The following is a 21,784-nucleotide window of genomic DNA, read 5'->3' as shown; positions in this document are numbered from 1 at the left end:
TCACCTTCAGCGCCTTCCGGCGCGTGACGCCAGCATGAATTCGTGTATGGTCGGAATCACCCATGATCCGAGCTCCCTATAGCTTGGGTTGTGGTCAGGGTCAGGGGGAAGTGCCAGCTTCCCCCGACCCGTTTCTTTGATAACAAGGTAATTATGGCAAAGCAAGAAAAAACTCCGTTAACACGGAAAGGGAAGCGAGGGCCTGCTCCAACTGGCTGGGGCACATTGGTCGGTGTGCGCTTGCAACCCGATCTGCTCGAGTGGCTGGACGCGGAATGCGCCAAACAGGACGATCAGCCATCACGACCCGAAATGATCCGGCGGATACTTGAACGGCTGAAGACATGAACGGTGATGTCGGCTTCATGGACGAGACCGCACTGCGGGTCGTTGTACGGCAGCTCCGAGGCATTACCGAAGCGAAGGTTTTGTTTGTCGGCCATCATCCGGAATTTGAGGACGAGTTTATCAGCATCCTCCTTGCCCTGGATATTTCGGTAAGCAGTGATCACACCGAGGAACTGGTACCTGCTCCGCATCGGCGATTCAGTTTTCGGTTCAGTGGCTCGACAGTAGCGATCACAGTCGCGCCAGATGTCGATCCTGATCACTACTAGGCCGGGAGATCTCTACATCATATTCCACACAAATCCCAAAAGAATTAACGGGGTCCTGCATCTATAGGTGTCCCCAATCTCCCCGCGCAATTTCCACCCCTGTGGGAAGAACACCCAGCAAGTTCAATCGGATTTCCACCTCTTGCGCACGCTCAATAGCGGCATTGGAATAATGGGGCTGTCCCTCACCTGCCTGCCAAAGTTCAGTCTGCGTGACAACCAGGCTGCCTCCGTTCATGGGCCGAACGATCTCGGCCTCAGGCACAGAAAGCGGATCGAGATTGAATGGCACCCATCCAAGCCAGCCTATTCCCAGGCGCGCCCGATCAAGGGGATGGTGTTCCATATTATAAAGTCTCGGGCCGAACCGAACATGCATCGGACGCTTCCATTGCGTCACAATATCCAAAAGCTCAATGTAATTCTGCACTTGCGCCCCTCGGGAAGGGTGCGGAGCACGGATTTCACCGGTTAATTGTGCGCCGAGATTATCGGAATAATATCTGAAATTATAGAAGACTTTTTCGACGCCCAATCTCGATTTTGCGTCATCGTTGATTCCGACGGAGAAATAACTTCCGTCGTTATCTTGCTCGGGAAGCGATCCGCGCAGATACTCAACATATTCTTGGGATTGGTTCCAGAGGCTGAAACCCGCCATGCTCCAGCCAAGATCGAATGCAGGTATATTTTCGATTCTGTGAAGTAGCTGAAAAAAATCATCCACCCCCTTATCGAAGGTGACTTTCTGAGCCGGCATACTAACACTTAGCGATAGGTCCATGCTTCCTCGCTCTCAGACAAATGGCCGCACTTCCATTTCGTGATACCAGCCCGGGATGTTTTCAAGAAACATTGCCCCAACGTAGAGGCTGGTTCGCGGATGACTGAATACCCATTTCAAACTCACATCGCCGTAATGAGGCATGACGGCTCCGTGTTGTCTCCGCCCCTGACGGATCATCGGGTCAAAAACCGTTCTCTGGATATCTGCGCGTAATGCCCAGTCATGAAGCTGAGGGCTACCGTATTCCCAGCGTTCTGTCCGTGCATAGCTGTCCTTGAGAAACCCATCATAGCCGTGTTTGGTTTCCAATAACAGGCATTCTGCTGGATGCAGTCCATCGAAATCCACGGTGGAAAACTGCCATTCTTCGATTAGTGACGCCGATGGTTGATAGTCATGCCACGGACATACAAAGTGCTGATAGTCTTAGCCCCGCTTCTGTTCGGCTCTTCCTTGTGGGGCAGGTCTCGCTACCGCTGAGCCCTGCTGTCTTGGAAGGCAGTTCTCGCAATTGGCGCATTCCTGGTCTGTATCAGCCTGAGCGGCAGATTGATCCTCAGTTGTCGCGTCGCGTCGGGGAACCGGCGCAGGGATTGGATCGGTCCCGGTGCCGGGTGCAGGATGGGGCACAGGAGGTGCCGGCACTGGTCTCGGTGTCGGTGCTGGAGGCACCGGACGCGGCACCGGAACCGGATTTGGTGCCGGTATCGGCGCGGGTGCCGGGCGGCCGAAAATAGCGCGTCCCACAGCTTTAAGTAATTCACCAACAGCACGCGCCCTGCTCATTGCCACCGCTGACGCCCGCGATCTTATCGCCAACGGGAAGGCTCTTCTCTGGGATAAACGATACAATGAACTCGTGGTCTGGGTCGGGGTGTTTGCCTGTTTGATCGGGTTGATCCCGTCGCTGGGATCGCTCGCCAAAGGAGTGATCAAGATCATCTGGAAAAACGCGGGCGAAATGGGTCGCGTGCTGATCTATATCAACAAGGCATTGCACCGTACCGGGGTCGCGAAAATCAACGGCTATCGTTTTGTTAAAAAACTTGGCGATGAAGTCGTTTCGAGAGTTGGAGAGGTAAGTCAGAAATTCGACGAGTTTCTGGATTTTTGCGCGTCGAAAGCAAGTTTTTTGGTGCAAGCAGCTTGCTCGCGAGTATTGAGACCGTGCGTGGAATGGCGCGACAGCAATTCAACGAGGTCGCGACAGAGATCAGTGCCAGAATATCGCGCGGACTAGCGGCGTTCGCCACTCACGCATGGCGGGTGATGCCGGGTCAGGGCATTATCGTGCGCCGCGCGATGGCAGCAACCCGCCAAGCTTATGGCTCGTGGCAGGATACCATGCGGCGGATCGGGTTTGACAAGAATGCGCTGGAGGCAGGGGCAGAACCGATTGATGCGGATGCGGCACGTTTTTTTGACGATGCTCAAATTCTCGCTTCGCGATGGTATGACGAACTTCTTTCTGACCCGAAGCTTCCCCCATATTTACGCCAGCAGGCCGAAGCTTCCCCGGATTTCTTTCGAAGGCAGCTGGCGACATTTGGCAGCAAGCCGCACTATGAAACCTTCACCCCGAAACAAAGCCTGTACCGTGTCATAGACAAACCTGACAGTCACACAGGCGGGTTCTGGAGCAAGGCTATTCCGCCAGATGATGAGGCGGCGTGGCGAGCGCGTGATGCCGTGAAAAACGGCTGGAACGAAGCGGGAGCATTCATTAGGGCGGAAGTGCCACCACCCCCGGCCGGACTGGTTGGAGAGATTGCTCCGCAACAATTGGAAAATTATCCTGGGAAAATGTTGCGCGGCGGCGGAGAACAGGTCTGGTTACCAGGGCCAAAAGAAGGCGCCGTTGCGCAGACGCAGGTGAAAGATTACTGGCACACGGCTTGGAATGACCGTGCGCCGATCAACCCTTCTCGTGCTTCTCTCAAAGCCGGAAATCCGAATGAGTGTGATTTATGAAACAGCAGATCGATGCTTTTAACGCAGCTCTTACCGCCTTTGATACTTATGCGCAGATACTGCACGATGCGGCGGTGGCGGTTCGGGCAGGAGATCGGCGGGATGATTTGATCGTATCACTGATGCGCTCAGAAACGGATGTTTTGCCACCGGATATTGTGGATAAATTGATTGAAGGGGCGGTACTCGTAAAGGAGGCGGCACCACGGATTCAAAATTTACTCGCGAAGCCGGATGTCAATCAAGCCATTCTGTCTGTGCTGGCGCACAGCAGGAATTTGGACAGAAGCTTAGAGCGCACACTTGACCTCCAAAGCCCGTCCCATGCCCGCGTGCCGCCGCCATATAGGTTCTTTGAAAAATATGTGGTTCAGTTGCGCGCAGCATTTCCTCGCGCCGTCGGCACACCATTCGATACGCCTCAGAAAAGAGCCTTCCAGCATTATTTGGAAACCGTCAATAATCCATGGCGGTAACTGGCTTCCGAGTCCACGACAGGCGCGATCTTACGCGATAAGGTCAAGCACTATTGGCATACGGGGTGGAATGATCGTCCACCTGTTAATCCTTCGCGAGCGTCAATTCGCGCGGGTAACCCAACTGAGTGTGACCTATGACACCGACAAAGGCTTTCCAGATAGCGATAGCAGTCTATGATACTTATGCGGATCGCTTACAGACCTTCGCATACCGTGATCGCAAGAGCGTGTAACCCATCGATAGGGTTTGGGGTTCTCGTTATGCGCATCGATGTCGGCGGCAATGTCAGCCTCCAATTCGGCGGTGGAGCGAAGGACACCATCATCTTCTGAGTAGAGGAAGGCGAATACCGCATGAAGATGCCCGCGCCGGAGGGCCAGCGCGGGCTATCCCGACCTCTGCTCAAAAGGCCATCCTGTGACAGGGAGACACAGGGGGGCGAAGAGTCAAGACTGCCCTGCGCCCACGATGCCAACCTTGGCTTGCCGGAAATGTTCCTGATGAGGAAAGATGATAAAAGGGCCTGCGCCGGTTAGGACCCGGGTCAAGATTTGGACACCCCGCCTGCAGAAGCCCGCGATCGCCACTTTCTACCGGATCACCTGAATTGATCGGACGCGGCTTTGTTACCCAAACCGGGCCGCATCGACGGCGATTTCCGCGCTCCTGCCTGATTGAAAAGGGGGTAATGGGGACATGTTTGACAGTCCGGCCTTCAATTGTCATGATTTAGTATCTGAATTGTCTCGTGATTTTGTTGCGCGGCGCGCTCGGTCCTGACCAGAGCGGGGATTTCGTCCCGTGTCCTGCAAATCGATGTCATGGGTGAATTGTGTGACAAAGATCCTAAATAACAGGAAGTAATATGACTTATAAAACCATTTCTGCCGCGAGCATCGCCGCTTTGCTGATTGGCGCAAGTGGCGCCATGGCGGAAACATGGCGTTATGCGTTCGAAGAGGCACTTGAAGAGGTGCAGGGCAAGTTCGCCCAGAAGTTCAAGGAAGAGGTCGAGGCGAATTCCGATCATGAAATCCAGCTTTTCCCATTTGGTACATTGGGTGAATCGGCGGATATCATGGAGCAGGCGCAATCCGGCATCCTGCAATTCGTCGATCAGTCGCCCGGCTTTACCGGCGCGTTGATCCCCGAAGCGCAGGTTTTCTTCGTGCCCTATCTGCTGCCAGCAGGGCAGGCGCAACTTGTGGAGTTCTTCCGAACCTCGAAAGCGATTCACGAGTTGTTCCCGCCGCTTTATGCCGATCAAGGGCTGGAACTGTTGACCATGTTCCCCGAAGGCGAGGTCATGATGACCACCCAGAAAGAGGTCAAGTCACCCGAGGATCTGAACGAGGTCAAGTTCCGGGTGATGACCAATCCGCTGCTGGTGGACAGTTACGAAGCCTTTGGCGCGACACCCACGCCGCTGCCTACCGGCGAAATTTACGGTGCGTTGCAGACAGGGATCATCCAAGGTCAGGAAAATCCGGCCTTCTACATTGAATCGATGAAAATGTATGAGGTGACAGATCACATAACTCGCATCGGTCATAGTAATTACACCACTGCCGTGATGGCCAACAAAGAGTTCTTTGACGAGCTTCCGGATGAGGACAAGAAGGTCATCCAGGACGCGACCGCTGCGGCCTTCGACTATATCATCGAGTACCAGGAAGGGCTGACCGAAGAGTCGCTGGCCAAGATCCAGGAGGCCAAGCCCGAAATCACCATCACCACCCTGACTGAGGAAGAGCGCGCGCCGTTCAAGGCGACGGCCGAGTCGGTCGAGGAGAAATTCTTGGAAATCGGCGGCAGTCAGGCGGAGGCCATCCTTGACCAGATGAAAGCCGATCTTGCGGCTGCTGCGGGCGGCGGAGAAACCTCATCTACCGCCGAAAACGAAGACGAAGCTGCGGCAGCGGAAACTTCGGCGGAAGGCGAAGCCGTAGAGGAAGAAACCGGCAACTGACCCGGAGGGTTGGCCCAAGATCTAGGACCTGGCCGGTACTCGGCCAGGTCCTAAGGGATTGCCATTTGATTCCGCCCCGCGGCTCGTTTAGCGCTCTGGCATGAAGGTCACGACCTCGATGCCGCCGGCACCTTCACTGCTGCCTTCACATGCCATGTCGGCGTCTTGCCAGCTCGCTACGGTAGAACGGAGAAGATATTGATCCCGCATCTGCAGGAAAACCGTAAGCGATGGAGTGGACGCCCCCCCGGCGGCATCTAATGTGCCAAGGTAGCGGGTGTTGAAACACCACTACGAGGAGAGCGTCCATGAACGATGTTAGCATCATCGGCCAAGATTTGGCCAAGAACGTATTTCAGGCGCATGGCGCCGGCGCGGACGGATCGGTTGTATTCCGGCGTAAGCTGTCGCGTGCGCAGCTGATGAAGTTCTTGGGTGAGCAGCCGTCTTGCGTGGTGGCGATGGAGGCCTGCGCCAGCGCCCACCACTGGGGTCGGGTGATCGGTGATCTCGGACACGAGGTCCGGCTGATCCCACCAGCCTACGTGAAGCCGTTCGTGAAGCGCCAAAAGAACGACATGGCGGATGCAGAGGTATGCGGCGGGGCTTCGCCACGCTCGCCGCCCAGGCCGAAAAGGTTCTGTCCGCCGCCGATCCGTATTCCGGCCACCTCTTTGTCTTCCGTGACCGGCGCGGTGATCTGTTGAAGATCATCTGGTGGGATTCGCAGGGGGCCTGCCTGTTCAGCAAGCGGCTTGAGCGTGGGCGCTTCGTCTGACCCAAAGAGTGTAATTCTCATCCATCGTTCTTCAGAAGCCAGTCAGGCGGCACGCTCCAGTGCAGCCCGGATCTGTGCTTCTGTGGCGGCGATCGCAGCCTTGGTGGCGTCCGGGCTTATCACTGTCCCTTCCACGCGGATCAGGAAATGGTCATGGCTGAAAGTTTGGGCGATGAAACTTGCAAAACGAAGTAGCCACCGACAGGCCATCGTTGCTCTTGCTCGTCGACTGGCAGTTATCATGCACCGCATTTGGAGCGATGGTACCGAATTCCGCTGGACAAGAGAAAATGAGCCAGCAGTCGTCTGATCAGTCTACTGAAAGGAGAAGATAGGGTTCCGCCCCAGGCGGAGATATGTCCTTCGCAGGACGATGGATGAAGCGAGTTCGCAATTTTCGCAGTGCCGACAGCGATCTCGCTGTCAGGACGCTTCTCAGATTGAACCGTTTCGTTCTTCTGACCCCATGCTGGGAGGGCCAGCATGCCGATCCCGAAGAGAAGCGAGACCTGCGAATGGCAACAAATATAAATCAGGTGAAAAGTTCGAAGTACTTGACGTCAGTACGCCGAATAGAGAAGCGACAATTAACAACCACGAAGAAGGCGGCGGACGCAATGCAGAAGCTGCTGGACGCGCGTCAGTAGGCCCGGAGATCATTACCATAGATAGTCCTGTTCTCCGGCCAAGCAACAACATGGCACTCATCATCGGTGCGGGTATATCGAGACGATGGTTCCCGGTGCCGGTGGGCGATAGCCCAGAGCCCTTTGCCGTCATTGAACCCCCAACGACAGTGATGATATGGCGCATATTTGGAGGTGACGTCATGGCAATCGCTGTATTCTGCACAAGATGGCGCGTGCTGATTCCGGCCTCGCTTACAATGGCCGCGTTCATTCTGATTGCTGTCTTTGCCGCACCTCTTAATCGCCTCATGGGGCCGAGACTGCAATCGATCCTGACTGTCGACCTGATCCGACAGGTGACGATCTCGCTCGCTTTGTTTGCTTGCGCGAGGTTTATTCTGCTGACGCTGAAATATCGTCTGCAAATCCGCAACAAGGGCAGGCGGCCAGTCCCACAGGTGGTTCTGGATGTTGTCAGCACGATCGTCTATGTGCTGGCCGCCATCATTAGCCTTTCGCTGTTCCTGCGTGATGACTTGTCGGGGCTTCTAACCGGTTCGGGATTGGTATTGGCGGTGCTCGGTTTCGCGATCCGCAACGTGGTGGCGGACGTTTTCTCTGGCCTCGCCCTCAGCGTTGAGGCTCCCTTCCGCATCAATGACTGGATCCAGATTGATACACTAGGTCGGGGACGCGTGGTTGAGATCGGATGGCGCACGTCGCGGTTGGTGACCCAGGATAGCACCTATGTCATCCTGCCGAACAGCCAGATTTCCCGTCAGAAGATCACGAACTTCAGCGCTCCGCGCGAGGAATATCGCGATTCGATCGAATTAACCTTGCCAGCAGATACGTCCGTCAACGATGCACGTAATTTGATAAAGCTTGCCCTGCGCGGTGTCAGATCCCTGATCGCCGATCGCAAAACCGAAGTTCATGTGATTCGCTACGGCCCGCAAGGGATCAGGTATCAGGTGAAATATTGGGTTCCCCGGCATGATTTTGAGGTCGCTTGCCGTAACGAGGTCTTCTGCGCCATCGACCGCACCTTGCGAGAGCGTGGCATTCGCATTGCCATGGCGCCGCTGAACACTCTTGCTGAACGTGATGAACAGGTGGTTGCCGACGAAGGCTGAGCCGCTTTACCATTGCTGCGATCAGCACTCCTCCTATTGTTTTGAGAAGTTCAGCAGCATCTTAATGCCCATATTCAGTTTTCAGCAATCGATCGCTACTCGCGCGTTCAAATTGAGGGTGTTGACGCCAGCTCTCTGCCTTCTGCGATATTCGCGTTATGTGGTTGAAGGGCGTGCCGTTCGCCAGATTTCAGGCGATCCTATTCCTCTTCGGGAATCTTCAAGAGCACCGTGTCGTCGGCGCCAATGGTGCGGCCGTCCTGGGTGCGGATATCAAGGTGAACCGGTAAGCGCTTCTCACGATCGACCAGAACTGAATGCTCCTCGTCCGGTCCAAAAAGATGGCGTTCGCCGAATTGTCGCAGCGCAACCATCACCGGAAACAAGTCCCGGCCAATCGCAGTTAGCCGATATTCCATGCGTGAGCCGCTATCACCGGTCGGGACTGCTTCCAGTATACCGCGCGAAACAAGTGTGCGCAGGCGCTCTGTGAGAATGTTCTTGGCGATGCCGAGGCTCTTCTGAAACTCACTGAAGCGTGTGAGGCCATCAAAGGCGTCACGCACGATCAAGAGCGACCACCAGTCGCCGATCACATCCAGTGATCGGGCACTGGGACAGTAGTCTCCCTTGAGGCTCTTTCGCCTGACCATTGACTTGGCTCCAATACAAGAAACGCACCAATATTCAATTTTGGTTGCGTCATAAAACCAAACAGGATACCTGTTCGTTGGTTTCATAATACAACCAAATTCCACAGGAGTTTGCAATGGATTCGATAAGACACGTAGCGCCGGACGGCGCTGCGAACGGCGTTGCTCACCCAACTGAAACGCAAAGGCAGGATCGAGATCGCGGATCAGCATTTGTTTCCCAGCCAGAAACACAGGCGTCAGTGCTCACCCTGCCGGTCACGCTGCTGTTTGCTGTCGCGAGCGGCCTCGCAGTCGCCAACGCCTATTTCGCCCACCCGCTTCTAGACGTGATGGCTGACGATCTTGGGTTCACACGCGCGATAGCTGGCCTGATCGTCGGAGTAACCCAACTAGGCTACGCACTTGGTCTGATCTTGCTGGTTCCGCTAGGCGATCTCATCGATCGTCGCAGGCTCATCGTTGGTCAGTCGCTGTTGTCCGTTCTGGCTCTGGGATGCGTGGGCCTTTCTTCTTCCGCGGCGATGTTGCTGGCATCAATGGCGGCGGTCGGGGTCCTGGCTGTCGTTACGCAAGCCCTCGTCGCATATGCTGCGATCCTGGCCCGGCCCGCCGAACGTGGACATGTCGTTGGTGTGGTCACGAGCGGCATAGTTTTCGGTATCTTACTGGCGCGAATGGTGGCTGGAATTCTGACCGACCTTTCAGGGTGGCGAATCGTATACCTTCTGTCCGCTGTTCTGACACTGATGATTGCCGGGCTCCTCTACAAAGCTCTCCCGCGTCAAGAGAAGCCAACGACGAAAATGTCCTACCCGCGCCTGATCCGTTCCATGCTCACCCTTTTTGTCGAGGAGCCCGTGCTGCGCATCCGCGCCATCATCGCTATGTTGATCTTCGCCAACATCACAACTCTGCTTGCACCTCTCGTATTGCCCCTGAGCGCACCACCCTTTTTATTGTCTCATACCCAAATCGGGCTCTACGGCCTTGCTGGTGTTGCCGGCGCGCTCGGAGCTGCACGCGCTGGCCGGTGGGCTGATCAGGGGAACGGGCAGCGCACAACCGGCATCGCGCTCGTTCTCATGCTGATCGCTTGGTTACCGATCGCGTTGCTGTCGCACTCTATTCTGTGGCTCATCGTCGGTGTGTTTATCATTGATTTCGGCTTGCAAGCGACGCATGTCACCAACCAGGGCATGATCTATCGGGTTCGTCCGGAGGCGCAGAACCGTCTCACCGCCGCTTACATGATCTTCTACTCGATCGGCAGTGCTTTCGGATCCTCAATATCCACGATTGTCTATTCTTACGCCGGTTGGAACGGCGTCTGCCTGATGGGTGCGATCATCAGCATCCTGACGCTTGCATTCTGGGTTTTGACGTTGCGGGCGACACCAATGATTGCCACACAGCGACTAGTCGCTGCGGAATAGTCGAAGGCGCCTTCTCTAATCCGGCGTTTGGGTCAAATATTTTCGACTGAGGGCTCGACCTACCACTGCCAGGGCCTATGGCTGGTCAGTGGCGCGGTAAACAACTTGACGATGCCCGCCCCAGGGGCTGGTCGCGGCGATGAGTGCGATCAACAACGTCAACACTGCCGCCCCGTCGATCCCTCTGCCCTCCGACATAGCAAGGATGGGGACAAAACCTGACCAGCATCACCGAGGGCCCGATGTCGATTTTATGCTCCCTGAATGTCAAGGTTGCCGTCGTGGCCTTTCAAAAGGTCCCTTGTTTACGCTGCCCGAAGCGGTGTGAGCGCGATGTCAGCGAGCGTTGCGCCGTCGAGATCCGCGAAAAAGGCGGCCTCAGCGCTGCGCAGGCGCGATTTCAGACGGCAGCGACCGTCGAGCCCGCAGGCGCCGCCAGAGCCGAAGCACTCGACGAGCGGCTGGCCTTCCTCCAGCAGACGCACCACGGTGCCGAGTCGTATCCCCTCCGCCGGCTGGGCAAGTGTCGCACCCCCGCCGCCGCCGCGACGGGTTTCTATCAGCCCTGCCTGCGCAAGACGCTGCATGATCTTTGCCAGATGGTTGCGCGACAATGCAAACTCCTGCGCCAGTTCTGCGGTTGAGAAGGCGCGCCCAGGTGCGCTCGCCATACGCATCAGCATGCGCAGGCCATAATCGGTGAAGGAGGTAAGACGCATAAGTGCCAGACTCGCTCTTAAATTGGTATTTACAATACCTATTAACAAGTGTAGCCTGAAATTCAATAGTAAAAATGGGGTCACCATGACTGCCGTCGACAACATGCCGCGCATCATCTCCGCCCGGCCGGGGATGACCGCTGCCATCATGGACGAGACCGGTCTTGATGAGGACACACTGCGTGACCTCGTCCATGATTTCTATGCGAAGATTCGCCGCGATCCGGTTCTGGGGCCGATCTTCGCCACACGCATCGCCGATTGGGGAACGCATCTGGAACGGATGGTCTCCTTCTGGTCCTCGGTTGCTCTTATGACGGGGCGCTACCATGGCCGCCCGGTGCCGGCGCATACACCACTGCCGATCGATGGTCGCCATTTTGAACGTTGGCTGGGGCTTTTCCGCGAGACGGCACGCGAAGTCTGTACGCCGGCGGGCGCCGCCCATGTGATCGAACGCGCCGAACGCATTGCCCGTTCGCTCCACATCGCGATAGAGGAGGCACAGGCCCTCCCTGATGCCGTTCCCGCCTTGCGCTGACAAAGGGGGCTCCGATGTCCGATACCGCCGTACTGACCCGCCATATCGAGACGTATTATCGTACCCCTCACCGTCTGCGCGGGGTCATCACCACAAGGATCACCGCGCTGTTGCACCCCCATTCGACGAAAATCCACTCATCCGGGCAGTGTAAGCGGCATTAATAGAGGACCAGGCGATGTCAGCCCAGATCAGCGATCCAATAGAAGAACGGCGAGGCTTTTTCACCCGCTGGTTCATGTCCACCAATCACAAGGACATTGGTATCCTTTATCTGCTGACGGCCGCTGTGGTCGGACTGATTTCGGTTAGTTTCACCGTTTACATGCGGATGGAACTTCAGCACCCCGGTGTGCAGTACATGTGCATGGAGGGCGCGCGCTTCATCGCCGATTCGTCGGCTGAATGTACGCCCAACGGCCATCTGTGGAACGTCATGATCACCTATCACGGGGTGCTGATGATGTTCTTCGTGGTGATTCCGGCGCTGTTCGGCGGTTTCGGCAACTATTTCATGCCGCTGCATATCGGCGCCCCGGACATGAGCTTTCCGCGCCTGAACAACCTGTCCTACTGGATGTATGTCGTCGGCGTCTGCCTTGGCATCGCCTCGCTGCTGGCTCCCGGCGGCAATAGCGAGATGGGATCGGGCGTCGGCTGGGTCCTGTATCCGCCGCTATCCACGACCGAGGGCGGCTATTCCATGGATCTGGCGATCTTCGCCGTCCACGTCTCGGGCGCCTCGTCGATCCTTGGCGCGATCAATATCATCACCACCTTCCTGAACATGCGCGCCCCCGGCATGACGCTGTTCAAGGTGCCGCTGTTCGCATGGTCGGTTTTTGTCACCGCATGGATGATTCTGCTGGCGCTGCCGGTTCTGGCGGGCGCGATCACCATGCTGCTGCTGGACCGCAATTTCGGCACCAACTTCTTCAACCCGGCAGGTGGCGGCGATCCGATCCTGTATCAGCACATCCTGTGGTTCTTCGGCCACCCCGAGGTGTATATCATCGTCGTGCCCGGCTTTGGCATCATCAGCCATGTCGTCAGCACCTTCTCGAAAAAGCCGATCTTCGGTTATCTGCCGATGGTTCTGGCCATGGCGGCCATCGGGGTGCTGGGCTTCGTCGTCTGGGCGCACCATATGTACACCGTCGGCATGTCGCTGACCCAGCAAAGCTATTTCATGCTGGCGAGTATGACCATTGCGGTGCCGACCGGCATCAAGGTCTTCTCGTGGATCGCAACGATGTGGGGCGGCTCGGTCGAGTTCAAGACGCCGATGCTCTGGGCTTTCGGCTTCCTGTTCCTGTTCACCGTGGGCGGCGTGACCGGGGTGGTGGTGTCGCAGGTGCCTCTGGACCGGGTTTACCATGACACCTATTACGTCGTGGCCCATTTCCATTATGTGATGTCGCTTGGCGCGGTCTTCGCGATCTTCGCCGGGGTCTATTACTGGATCGGCAAGATGTCGGGCCGTCAATATCCGGAATGGGCAGGCAAGCTGCATTTCTGGATGATGTTCATCGGGGCGAATATCACCTTCTTCCCGCAGCACTTCCTGGGCCGTCAGGGGATGCCGCGCCGCTATATCGATTATCCGGTCGAGTTCGCTTACTGGAACAATATCAGCTCGCTTGGCGCCTATCTGTCCTTCGCCTCGTTCATCTTCTTCTTCGGCATCGTCATCTATACGTTGTTCTACGGGAAGCGCGTGACCGAGAACAATTACTGGAACGAATATGCCGATACGCTGGAATGGACACTTCCATCCCCGCCGCCCGAACACACGTTCGAGCAGCTTCCAAAGCGCTCGGATTGATACCGTATCCTCTTCTCCCTTGATCAAAATGATCCAGCTGGTCCTGCAGGGCCTTGTTGCGTTTGTCTTTCTTGCGGCTGGCGTATTCAATCTGGCTGGTATGATGACTGAGGAAATGGTGCGCCTTGGCTATCCGGGCTATTTCACGACCATTATCGGCGTGGCCTATATCATTGGGGTGATCTGCATCTATCAGCCACGCTTCGCTTTTCTGCAAGACTGGGCCTTCGGTGCCATGGCGGCCACGCTTGTGGGCGCCGCTGGTACGCATATCCTTATCGGCGACCCTATCAGCAGTGCTACGCCGGCGATTGGGACCCTAGCTGCACTCGTGGCTACCTATGCTCTGCGCGGGCGGTTTCGCGAAGACTGATCAACTTGGAGGGTCCATATTCGTGATCTCCCCACTTGTAACACTCCAGCGTTGTTGGACGTAACACGAGTGTCGCAATCAATTATCGAAGGAAAGACCAATGGCATTCTTAATCCGGCGTTTCCTGCCTCGTGCTGCGGCAGCAGCACTCACACTTTCAGTTGCCTCCGTTGCATCCGCCAATGAGATATTCGCGACCAACGGAGTTGCGATAAACGGTTACGACGCCGTCGCCTATTTTACGGAGAACAAGCCTGTGGCGGGCTCGGACAGGGACGCTGCACCATGTCATCCCACAGGAATCGTCCGTCGGCTTAGGGCCGCTTCTCAGACATGCGTCGCCTCCAGTTCCCGCTGTGCAATCGACAAGGCATACTGTCCCGGAGGCCGGCCGACTTCGCGCGCGAAGGCGGTGTTGAACGCGCTGGCTGAGCCATAACCGAGGGCGGTGCCGATCTCGGACAGGCTGCCGTCGCCGCGACGAAGCCAGTCCTTGGCGAGACTCATCCGCCAGTCGGTCAGATAGGCCATTGGCGTGCGCCCCACCTCACGCTCGAATCGCGCGAAAAAGCCCGAGCGCGACAGCCCAGCCATGCGAGCGAGGTCAGCCACCGTCCAGGGCCGCGCGGGATCGGCATGCAGGGCGCGCAGCGCGATGGAGAGCTGCGGATCGCTGAGGCCCCGCAGCAGGCCCGGCGGCGCGGTGATGCCGCCCGAGGCACGGAACGCCTCGATCAGCAGGACCTCCAGCAACCGCTCGAGAACCACCTCGCGCCCGGGCCGCGAGGCTCGCGCCTCATCCGCGACCAGGCGGATCAGCATCGCCAACCGTGCCTCGCCGCGGATCACCACCAGATCAGGCAGCAGCGTCAGCAGCAGCCCGGCATCCCGCGCCGCAAAGGTGCAATGGCCGACCAGTTGCTGCGTCGTAACCGGCAGTTCGGAATCCCCGATGCGTACCTGTCCGGGGGCAGTCAGAACGGGATTCGAGAATTGCCCCTGTGGCAAGACAGGATCGGGGCTGGAAAAGGTGAAGCGCCGCGCCGCCGGGATCAGTGCGAAATCCCCCTCCTCCAGCAGAACGGGCGGGCGACCGTCAACCTCAAGCAGCGCCTGACCTGACAGGGTCAGATTGTAGAAGACAAAATTGTCCTCATCCCGCCGCACCCGCCATGCGCCCGAGGCGCTGGCCAGCTTGGCATAGGGTGCGCCGGGGCGCAGCAGCGTTACGATCTGGGTCAGCGGATCGGTCATGCTAATCGCAATTTGGACTTTTGATGAATCATCATGGACTTCGGATTATAGAGCGTCGCACCGTCCGTGGCTAGGTATGTCGGACAACAATGAAAGGACTTTCCCATGCCCACCATCCTGATCACCGGCTGCTCGTCGGGCTTTGGCCTTGAGACCGCGCGGCACTTCCTGGCCCAGGGCTGGACCGTCATCGCGACGATGCGGAATCCGAAGCCCGATCTGCTGCCCGCCTCTGACCGGCTGACGATCCTGCCGCTGGACGTCACCTGCCCCGACAGCATCGCCGCTGCGGTGGCGGCTGCGGGCGAGATCGACGTGCTGGTCAACAATGCCGGCATCGGCTGGCTGAATGCGGTCGAAGGCACGCCTATGCCGATCGTGCGAGAAATCTTCGGAACCAATACCTTCGGCACCATCGCGATGATCCAGGCCGTGTTGCCGCAGTTCCGCGCCCGCCGGGCGGGGGTAATCATTAATGTGACCTCCAGCGTCACGTTGAAGAATTATGACCTGCTGTCAGTCTACACCGCCAGCAAGGCTGCGGTGAATGCGCTCACCGAAGTGATTGCGCTGGAACTGGCCCCTTTCGGCATCCGGAGCCATGTGGTGCTACCGGGTCAGGCGCCGGGCACGGCGTTTGGCAGCAATGCACGTGAACGGATGGTGCAGGCGGGCGGCTTCCCCGAGCCCTATGCCGAGATGGTTCAGGGGGTGTTTGCACGACTAGCCGCCGGGACCGATGAGGACAAGACCCAGGCCGAAGATGTGGTGGCGGCAATTTGGCGCATCGCAACAGATCCAGCCGCACCGGTGCGCCTGCCCGCAGGCGCAGATGCAGTGGCTCTGTTCAACGGCTGATTTGATGCAACGGGGCGCGGTCGATGTCGTCGCGCTGCGCCCCGACGCGCCTGCACTCTCTTGGCGAAGATGGCTAAGTCCGGCTATGCTTCTGCGCTGATCGCGAACGGCCGGTTTCGGGAGGGTGACTGCACTGCCCTGGCATACGTTGACCGGCGGCTATCTGGCCGACAATGCTGGGCGGCCCGTTGTTTCAGATTTCAACGGCTTCGGCAATCGCAAGTGCATCTCCAAGCTCGACACCGAGGTATCGTACCGTACTGTCCATCTTGGTATGACCGCGCAGGAGTTGAACGGCGCGCAGATTGCCAGTCTTTCGGTAGATTTGGGCAACCTTGGTTCGGCGCATGGAATGCGTCCCATAAAATGACGGCTCGAGGCCGATCGACGTGACCCAGTCCCGGACCAGCCGGGCATACTGACGGGTCGAGATGTGCAGCCGCTCGTGAAAGCGACCAGGCCAAAGATATTCAGACCCGATCATCATCGGGTCTTTGAGCCAAGCCGTGATCGATTTTCGCGTGCCCTCGGTGATCTCGAAGCGAACCGGTTTCCGGGTTTTGCTCTGGATGATCGAGGCGCGCTCCTTGACCTGACCAGCCGCGTAGACATCGGCGACCTTGAGCTTCACCTGATCACAGCCCCTCAGCTTGCTGTCGATGGCAAGGTTGAACAACGCAAGATCGCGGACATTGTTCGCAATCTCGAGTCGGACCCTGATCGCCCAGACATGTTTCGGCAGCAGCGGACGCTTTTGGCCGACGATGCGACCCTTGTTCCAAGCGGGGCGGCAGGCGCGAATGGCGGGCAAGTTCTCAATGGTCATGGCGAATCCTCCGATCCACCACTCCCGCCTCACCGTCAGCTGGATGCCGGCGCGCCAGCATATCATGGCGCGGCAGAGATCGGCAGCAAAGAGCCCATACATCAGCCACGAGCAATAACCCTGGGTCTTACCGAGCGGATGGTTTAGGCTCGGCACATGGGACTGTTGACCTTCAGCATAAACGTCACCCTGGACGGCTGCATCGACCATGAGGCGGGAATCGCTGATGACGAGACGCACGCGTTCTTCACCCGCCTTATGGACGAGAGCGGCGCGATGCTGTGGGGCCGCATCACCTACGAGATGATGGAGAGCTACTGGCCGGCGGTTGCCCGCGGCGACGTGGAGGCACCGCCGGCGATACGCGAATGGGCGGTCAAGCTGGACGCCAAGCCGAAATACGTGGTGTCATCGACGCGAAAGGACTTCTCGTGGACCAACAGCCACCATATCGCCGACGACCTGCGAACAGGCGTGCAGAGGCTCAAGGACGCAACACCGGCCGGCGTGCTCCTCGGTAGCGGTAAACTCGCAACCGAGCTGGACCGGCTGGATCTGATCGATGAGTATCAGTTCCTCGTCCATCCCAGGATCGCCGGCCATGGCCCGACCTTGTACCGGGGCGGGCTACCCAGTACGCGACGGCTCGAACTGGTCTCAGCGAAACCGCTCCGCAACGGCGCGGTCGCTATACACTATCGGCGCGAGCGCTGACCCGGAGCAGCCTCAACGCCCAGCTCGGGGCTCGGGTGTCGTGGGAGTGCCGTCGATTAACAGTCGGTGGTGGGCCACCCCTTGCCGGTTCCAGTGATGACAGGAGGCGGTTTAAAGCTGTTTGCCTCATGCTACGTTGCCGCAAGGCGGATCAGAGCCCATACCGCCCAGCACAATTTCAGACCTGGGCCGCCACGCTTGACTTGTCGATCACGGACCAGACGGCCCGTATTCTGCCCTCTCGAAATTCGTAGAACACGTTCTCTTCGAAGCGGACTCGTGTTCCGTTCACCGACAAGCCGAAAAGCTGGCCTGCTGGTGTGCAGTCAAATGCAAGCCTACTTGCAATCATGGGCGGATCGCAGACAAGAAAGGCAACATTGAATGAAAGATCGGGGATCGCTCGGAAATCCGCGACGAGCATGTCCCGGTAGCCGTCGAGCCCGATGGCCGTCCCGTTATATTCGACGTTGTCCGCAACATGGCGCTGGAGCTTGCCCCAGTCCTGTGCGTTCAAGCACGCAATGTATTCCCGGTAGGCATCTATGATCTCCTCCCGCTTCATCAGATCACCTCTAAATATTTGTCTTGTCCATCTTGAGTAGCAGAGATAGCGCAGCAATCACATAACCGCTTCTGCCCGCATACTGTGAGTTCACCCATCACCGGATTTTGCGATTGCAGCGAACGGCAGGAATGACGGGTCGCACCGCAGCATCAAAACCACCGGTGGAGGTCGGCTCTGGGCCTAGGCTGTGTGGAAACTTCTGCGGCCAGACCCGCGCGCGACGTTATCGGTTCAGAGGGGGTGTTTCGCTTGATCGGTCGTCTCCCGCCCGCCTGCGGGCCGCGGAGAGGGTGCTGGATGCCTTCCCCCAGCGTCTTGGGGTAGCCTCTTGCCTGTTCAGCCGGGAATAGCCGCCATCAGCCTGCGGATGCCGATCAGGGCGGCCATGCGCTTGATGTTGTAGGCCAACACGTTCAACGCCATTTCGGTCCTGACGCCTCGAAGGCGGCGCGTCAGGAAATGGGTGGCCCCCATCCAGGCTTTGATCGTGCCGAAGGGATGCTCGACCGTGCTTCGGCGCAGGGTCATGGGATCGGCGGCGCTGCGCAGGCGGTCGCGCATCTCGTCCACCAGATGCTCGTATTCCCAACGGGTGATGCGGCGCTCCTTGCCAGTGGTGCAGCGCGACTGCACAGGGCAGTGCTGGCATTCATTGGTCCAGTATCGCCGGACCTTGAGCCCGTCTTCCTCGCGCGTGTAGCGATAGGCCAGCTCATCCCCTGTCGGGCAGATATAGACGTCGCGCGCGGCGTCATACTTGAAGTCGGCCTTCACATACATGCCCTTGCTGCGGTTCCCGGATGTTTCCGGGCGCGGCAGGGTCGCAGTGATACCAGCATCGTGGCAGGCGACGATCTCGGCGCCGCTGAAATAGCCCTTGTCGGCGAGGGCGTGCAGGTCATCGCGCCCAAGCGCCTCCTTGGCTGCAATCGCCATCGGGCTGAGCTGGTCCCGGTCGAACCCTTTGTTCGTGACATCATGCGTGACGATGATGTGGGTTTCGGTATCCACGGCACATTGCGCATTGTAGCCCACCATGCCGCTGTTGCGCGCGCTGGTGGCCATGGCGCGGGCATCCGGATCGGTCAGGGATATCTGGCCGTCAGGGGCATCGGCCAGCGCCTTGTCCATCGCCTTGAGTTTCCCGATCTCCTGCTTCAGGCGCCCGTATCGCTGCGCCAGATGCGCAACCCTCTCGGTCCGCGCTTCGCCTTCTTCCTGCCGGTCGATGCGGACCATCTCGGTGATATAGCGTTCGACGTCCGCTTCCAGATGTGCGAGGCGGCTGGCGATCTTGCCCTTGGTGAAGTTCTTGTCGCGGTTGTTCACCGCCTTGAATTTGCTGCCGTCGATGGCCACGCAATCCCCCTTCAACGTGCCGATCCGGCGGCACAGCTCGACAAATTGCGCGCAGGTCTTGCGGATGGCCGCACCGCTATCGCGGCGGAAATCCGCGATGGTCTTGTGATCCGGCACCAGCCTGCTGGTCAGCCACATCACCTCGACATTGCGCCCCGCCTCGCGCTCCAGCCTTCGACTGGAGGGGATACGGTTGAGATAGCCGTAGATGAACAGCTTGAGCAGAACCGCAGGGTGATATCCGGGCCGGCCCGTGCGTGCAGGTGCTGAACGGGCGAACCCAAGGCCGGGCAGATCGAGTTCATCCACGAAGAGATCGACGACGCGCACGAGGTTGTCCTCGTCGATCCAGTCCTCCAGGCGATCCGGAAAAAGCGTGATCTGACCGCGATCGACCCCTTCAATGAAACCTGACATAAATGCCCCCCTGTATCACAGGAAGCATACCACATCTTGGGGTTTCCACACAGCCTCGGCCGTTACCGATTAAATGCCCGGGGAGCAGTTTACTCCCGAGCCGTCGTTACCTTGGCATCCTTGTCTGATGCCGGTTGCGTGATCCAGGAAAGACCTGCTGACAGCACACACAGGGCTGCCATCACCCAGGCAATCGCCGAGAATGCGGCGTCACTTGCAGCAAGGCGTGCGGCTTCCAGCATTGGGGAAAGTTCGCCGGGAGGTTCGCCAAAGCCGGGGATGGAGGCGGTCTTGTCGCCCAGCATGGAGGCATAGCGATAAGCGGCAAGACTCCCCATGGCTGCGACCGCGATCAAGCCTGCCACGCGGGAAATCGCATTGTTGATTCCCGACGCCGCCCCAGTGTCCTCGTCTTCAACCGAGGTCATCACCGCTGTCGAAAGCGGTGACACTACCAGAGCCATGCCCAGCCCCATCACGATCATCGATGGAAATACCGCGAACCAGAAACTGCGCATACCCGAACCGACCACAGCAGCTAGGCCCGCAAAGGCCGCGGCCACGATCATGCTGCCGACAGTCATGGGTAGGCGTGGTCCAAGACAATCCGACAAATGCCCGACTGGGCCAGACAGGACCGCAATGGCCAGCGACAAGGGTAGGAAGAGGACGCCGACCGTCGCCTCGGCCAGACCCCAACCGGCAATAAGCAACATGGGTAGATAAAAGAGGATGCCCGACAAGGCGAAATAGAGAAAGAAGGTCGCCGCGTTGGCGCCGGAAAAAGCCTTGATCCTGAACAATGACAGGTCGATCATCGGGGCTTTCTGAAATGCCTCCCAGATGATGAACCCGAAAAGTGCGATCAAACCCCCGATCATGAAGATCGCCGTCGCGCCGGATGCGGGCTGATCGGCCTCGGCAGCCGGCGCGGTAAGAGCGTAAGCCAGGGAACCGAATGCGACGATCGCGAGAACGGCCCCGACCAGGTCGAGCTTGCGCTGCCCCGTCGCCTCATCCGGTGGAACTTTCAGCAAGAGCAGGATAGCGGCACCGCCAAGCGGCAGGTTGATTGCAAATATCGCGCGCCAGATACTGTCGTCAAAGGCGGATAATAGAAAGCCCCCCAATACCGGACCAAGCGCCGTCGTCAGGGCCAAAGAGGCCGCCCAGATCCCGATTGCCCTGCCTCGCTCGTCTTTCGGATAAGCCTTGGCAATGATTGCAAGGCTTGCGGGAACCATGAATGCCGCGCCCGCGCCTTGAGCGGCCCGGGCCAGGATCAGGTAACTCACATCCGGCGCGATCGCGCACACAAGTGACGCCACGATGAACAGGATGATCCCGGTAATGAAGATGCGTCGAAGGCCGAACTTGTCACCCGCACTTCCACCAACGAGAATCAGAGCCGATAGCGTCAGGGCGTAGGCGTTGGAAATCCACTGCGCATCGGCGAGAGACGCACCAATATCGCTGCGAATTGCCGGGATCGCAATCGAAACGACCGATCCGTCGATAAATCCGAGCGCGGAAGCAAGTATGGCCGCGATCAGGACAAGACGCCGCCGCGCCCGAGGACAAAATGAACCGTCCCCTCCGGGAGGAGAGGAAAGAGGTATCGGATCCGGGCTGGCCTCGCACGGGGAATGCATATGAACAAATCTAGCTGCAGCTTACGTCGCTGACAATGAATACGCCGCCAATCGTAGAGTTGGTCTTGCTGTGTGTATTGCAACTGCCACCCCTTCGGCGCTAGACTGATATCAGGACATGGCTGGAACCCTGTGCTGTGCGAGCAGGCGTTCATTTATCCTTGGGAGCCGCAAATCGCACGCCGTCGCGCCAGTATTTTTGCGACGCCATGCTGCTCAAGG

At 58.1% G+C, this 21,784-nt stretch carries 22 protein-coding genes and 4 pseudogenes; 16 read left to right on the top strand and 10 right to left on the bottom strand.

The features are described from left to right. Window positions 1-153 precede the first annotated feature (153 nt). A complete protein-coding gene (locus Q0601_RS24820; RefSeq protein ID WP_370656179.1) occupies window positions 154-348 on the top strand; it encodes a ribbon-helix-helix protein, CopG family in 195 nt (64 codons plus the stop codon). Next, window positions 345-617, top strand: coding sequence for a hypothetical protein (locus Q0601_RS23195; RefSeq protein WP_305292345.1), 273 nt, complete (start codon window positions 345-347; stop codon window positions 615-617). The genes Q0601_RS24820 and Q0601_RS23195 overlap by 4 nt, the downstream gene beginning before the upstream one ends. 61 nt (window positions 618-678) lie before the next feature. Here Q0601_RS23195 and Q0601_RS23190 read toward each other — a convergent pair whose 3' ends face one another. Both Q0601_RS23190 and Q0601_RS23185 read right to left on the bottom strand, forming a co-directional pair. Further along, on the bottom strand, window positions 679-1,377 hold the full coding sequence (locus Q0601_RS23190; protein WP_305292344.1) for a hypothetical protein: 699 nt from the start codon (window positions 1,375-1,377) through the stop codon (window positions 679-681). Between the two features lie 36 nt (window positions 1,378-1,413). After that, window positions 1,414-1,815: pseudogene (locus tag Q0601_RS23185) on the bottom strand (Tox-REase-5 domain-containing protein); the annotation flags it as partial. A 196-nt stretch (window positions 1,816-2,011) separates the two neighbouring features. On the opposite strand from Q0601_RS23185, the gene Q0601_RS23180 reads away from it, so the two are divergent. The 6 genes and pseudogenes from Q0601_RS23180 to tnpB form a co-directional block, all read left to right on the top strand. Then, window positions 2,012-2,644 (top strand): hypothetical protein, encoded by a 633-nt coding sequence (locus tag Q0601_RS23180; protein ID WP_305292343.1) that lies wholly within the window; start codon window positions 2,012-2,014, stop codon window positions 2,642-2,644. Next, window positions 2,581-3,375 (top strand): hypothetical protein, encoded by a 795-nt coding sequence (locus tag Q0601_RS23175; RefSeq protein WP_305292342.1) that lies wholly within the window; start codon window positions 2,581-2,583, stop codon window positions 3,373-3,375. Before Q0601_RS23180 ends, Q0601_RS23175 begins: the two co-directional genes overlap by 64 nt. Beyond that, on the top strand, window positions 3,372-3,851 hold the full coding sequence (locus tag Q0601_RS23170; RefSeq protein ID WP_305292341.1) for a hypothetical protein: 480 nt from the start codon (window positions 3,372-3,374) through the stop codon (window positions 3,849-3,851). Before Q0601_RS23175 ends, Q0601_RS23170 begins: the two co-directional genes overlap by 4 nt. 869 nt (window positions 3,852-4,720) lie before the next feature. Further along, entirely contained in the window at window positions 4,721-5,824 is a 1,104-nt protein-coding gene (gene dctP, locus Q0601_RS23165; protein ID WP_305292340.1) for a TRAP transporter substrate-binding protein DctP, read from the top strand. A 308-nt stretch (window positions 5,825-6,132) separates the two neighbouring features. Next, a pseudogene (locus Q0601_RS23160) lies at window positions 6,133-6,453 on the top strand (IS110 family transposase); the annotation flags it as partial. Then, window positions 6,420-6,599, top strand: a pseudogene (gene tnpB, locus Q0601_RS23155) (IS66 family insertion sequence element accessory protein TnpB); the annotation flags it as partial. The pseudogenes Q0601_RS23160 and tnpB, both read left to right, overlap by 34 nt. A 45-nt stretch (window positions 6,600-6,644) precedes the next feature. Here the strand turns inward: tnpB and Q0601_RS23150 are convergent. Then, complete coding sequence (locus Q0601_RS23150) at window positions 6,645-6,812, bottom strand: SelT/SelW/SelH family protein (RefSeq protein ID WP_305292339.1); 168 nt, start codon at window positions 6,810-6,812, stop codon at window positions 6,645-6,647. Here Q0601_RS23150 and Q0601_RS24900 point away from each other — a divergent pair. After that, window positions 6,775-6,876, top strand: a pseudogene (locus tag Q0601_RS24900) (IS110 family transposase); the annotation flags it as partial. The gene Q0601_RS23150 and the pseudogene Q0601_RS24900 sit on opposite strands and share 38 nt — an antisense overlap. A 555-nt stretch (window positions 6,877-7,431) precedes the next feature. Next, window positions 7,432-8,367: a mechanosensitive ion channel family protein gene (locus Q0601_RS23145; RefSeq protein WP_305292338.1), complete on the top strand. Its 936-nt coding sequence runs from the start codon at window positions 7,432-7,434 to the stop codon at window positions 8,365-8,367. A 200-nt stretch (window positions 8,368-8,567) separates the two neighbouring features. Here Q0601_RS23145 and Q0601_RS23140 read toward each other — a convergent pair whose 3' ends face one another. Continuing rightward, window positions 8,568-9,233, bottom strand: coding sequence for a winged helix-turn-helix transcriptional regulator (locus Q0601_RS23140; RefSeq protein WP_305292337.1), 666 nt, complete (start codon window positions 9,231-9,233; stop codon window positions 8,568-8,570). A gap of 29 nt (window positions 9,234-9,262) precedes the next feature. On the opposite strand from Q0601_RS23140, the gene Q0601_RS23135 reads away from it, so the two are divergent. After that, window positions 9,263-10,456, top strand: coding sequence for an MFS transporter (locus Q0601_RS23135; RefSeq protein WP_305292336.1), 1,194 nt, complete (start codon window positions 9,263-9,265; stop codon window positions 10,454-10,456). A gap of 305 nt (window positions 10,457-10,761) precedes the next feature. On the opposite strand, the gene Q0601_RS23130 is transcribed toward Q0601_RS23135, so the two are convergent. Continuing rightward, window positions 10,762-11,175 carry an Rrf2 family transcriptional regulator gene (locus Q0601_RS23130; RefSeq protein ID WP_305292335.1) on the bottom strand — a complete coding sequence of 138 codons (414 nt, stop codon included), beginning with the start codon at window positions 11,173-11,175 and terminating at the stop codon, window positions 10,762-10,764. Window positions 11,176-11,260: 85 nt separating this feature from the next. On the opposite strand from Q0601_RS23130, the gene Q0601_RS23125 reads away from it, so the two are divergent. The 3 genes from Q0601_RS23125 to Q0601_RS23115 all read left to right on the top strand — a co-directional run bounded on the left by Q0601_RS23125 (window position 11,261) and on the right by Q0601_RS23115 (window position 13,914). Further along, window positions 11,261-11,716, top strand: a complete 456-nt coding sequence (locus Q0601_RS23125) for a group III truncated hemoglobin (RefSeq protein WP_305292334.1) — start codon at window positions 11,261-11,263, stop codon at window positions 11,714-11,716. Window positions 11,717-11,894: 178 nt separating this feature from the next. Then, window positions 11,895-13,541 carry a cytochrome c oxidase subunit I gene (locus Q0601_RS23120; protein WP_305292333.1) on the top strand — a complete coding sequence of 549 codons (1,647 nt, stop codon included), beginning with the start codon at window positions 11,895-11,897 and terminating at the stop codon, window positions 13,539-13,541. Window positions 13,542-13,569: 28 nt separating this feature from the next. Next, window positions 13,570-13,914, top strand: a complete 345-nt coding sequence (locus tag Q0601_RS23115; RefSeq protein WP_305292332.1) for a DoxX family protein — start codon at window positions 13,570-13,572, stop codon at window positions 13,912-13,914. 327 nt (window positions 13,915-14,241) lie between these two features. On the opposite strand, the gene Q0601_RS23110 is transcribed toward Q0601_RS23115, so the two are convergent. After that, window positions 14,242-15,168: an AraC family transcriptional regulator gene (locus Q0601_RS23110; RefSeq protein WP_305292331.1), complete on the bottom strand. Its 927-nt coding sequence runs from the start codon at window positions 15,166-15,168 to the stop codon at window positions 14,242-14,244. 105 nt (window positions 15,169-15,273) lie between these two features. Here Q0601_RS23110 and Q0601_RS23105 point away from each other — a divergent pair, with 105 nt between their 5' ends. After that, complete coding sequence (locus tag Q0601_RS23105) at window positions 15,274-16,026, top strand: SDR family oxidoreductase (protein WP_305292330.1); 753 nt, start codon at window positions 15,274-15,276, stop codon at window positions 16,024-16,026. Window positions 16,027-16,219: 193 nt separating this feature from the next. On the opposite strand, the gene Q0601_RS23100 is transcribed toward Q0601_RS23105, so the two are convergent. Then, window positions 16,220-16,852 carry a tyrosine-type recombinase/integrase gene (locus tag Q0601_RS23100; protein WP_305292356.1) on the bottom strand — a complete coding sequence of 211 codons (633 nt, stop codon included), beginning with the start codon at window positions 16,850-16,852 and terminating at the stop codon, window positions 16,220-16,222. Between the two features lie 156 nt (window positions 16,853-17,008). Between Q0601_RS23100 and Q0601_RS23095 the strand changes: the two genes are divergently transcribed. Then, window positions 17,009-17,566: a dihydrofolate reductase family protein gene (locus Q0601_RS23095; protein WP_305292329.1), complete on the top strand. Its 558-nt coding sequence runs from the start codon at window positions 17,009-17,011 to the stop codon at window positions 17,564-17,566. 178 nt (window positions 17,567-17,744) lie between these two features. On the opposite strand, the gene Q0601_RS23090 is transcribed toward Q0601_RS23095, so the two are convergent. From Q0601_RS23090 to Q0601_RS23080, 3 genes are all read right to left on the bottom strand, one after another. After that, a complete protein-coding gene (locus Q0601_RS23090) occupies window positions 17,745-18,131 on the bottom strand; it encodes an ester cyclase (RefSeq protein WP_305292328.1) in 387 nt (128 codons plus the stop codon). Window positions 18,132-18,470: 339 nt separating this feature from the next. Further along, window positions 18,471-19,910, bottom strand: a complete 1,440-nt coding sequence (locus tag Q0601_RS23085) for an IS1182 family transposase (RefSeq protein ID WP_305292327.1) — start codon at window positions 19,908-19,910, stop codon at window positions 18,471-18,473. Window positions 19,911-19,999: 89 nt separating this feature from the next. Then, window positions 20,000-21,562: an MFS transporter gene (locus tag Q0601_RS23080; RefSeq protein WP_305292326.1), complete on the bottom strand. Its 1,563-nt coding sequence runs from the start codon at window positions 21,560-21,562 to the stop codon at window positions 20,000-20,002. Between the last annotated feature and the right edge of the window lie 222 nt (window positions 21,563-21,784).

It is taken from the genome of Paracoccus wurundjeri (assembly GCF_030678915.1).
GTDB classification, from domain to species: domain Bacteria; phylum Pseudomonadota; class Alphaproteobacteria; order Rhodobacterales; family Rhodobacteraceae; genus Paracoccus; species Paracoccus onubensis_A.
Note: the sequence above shows the minus strand (reverse complement) of the source record. Positions and strands in the feature narration are given on the sequence as shown.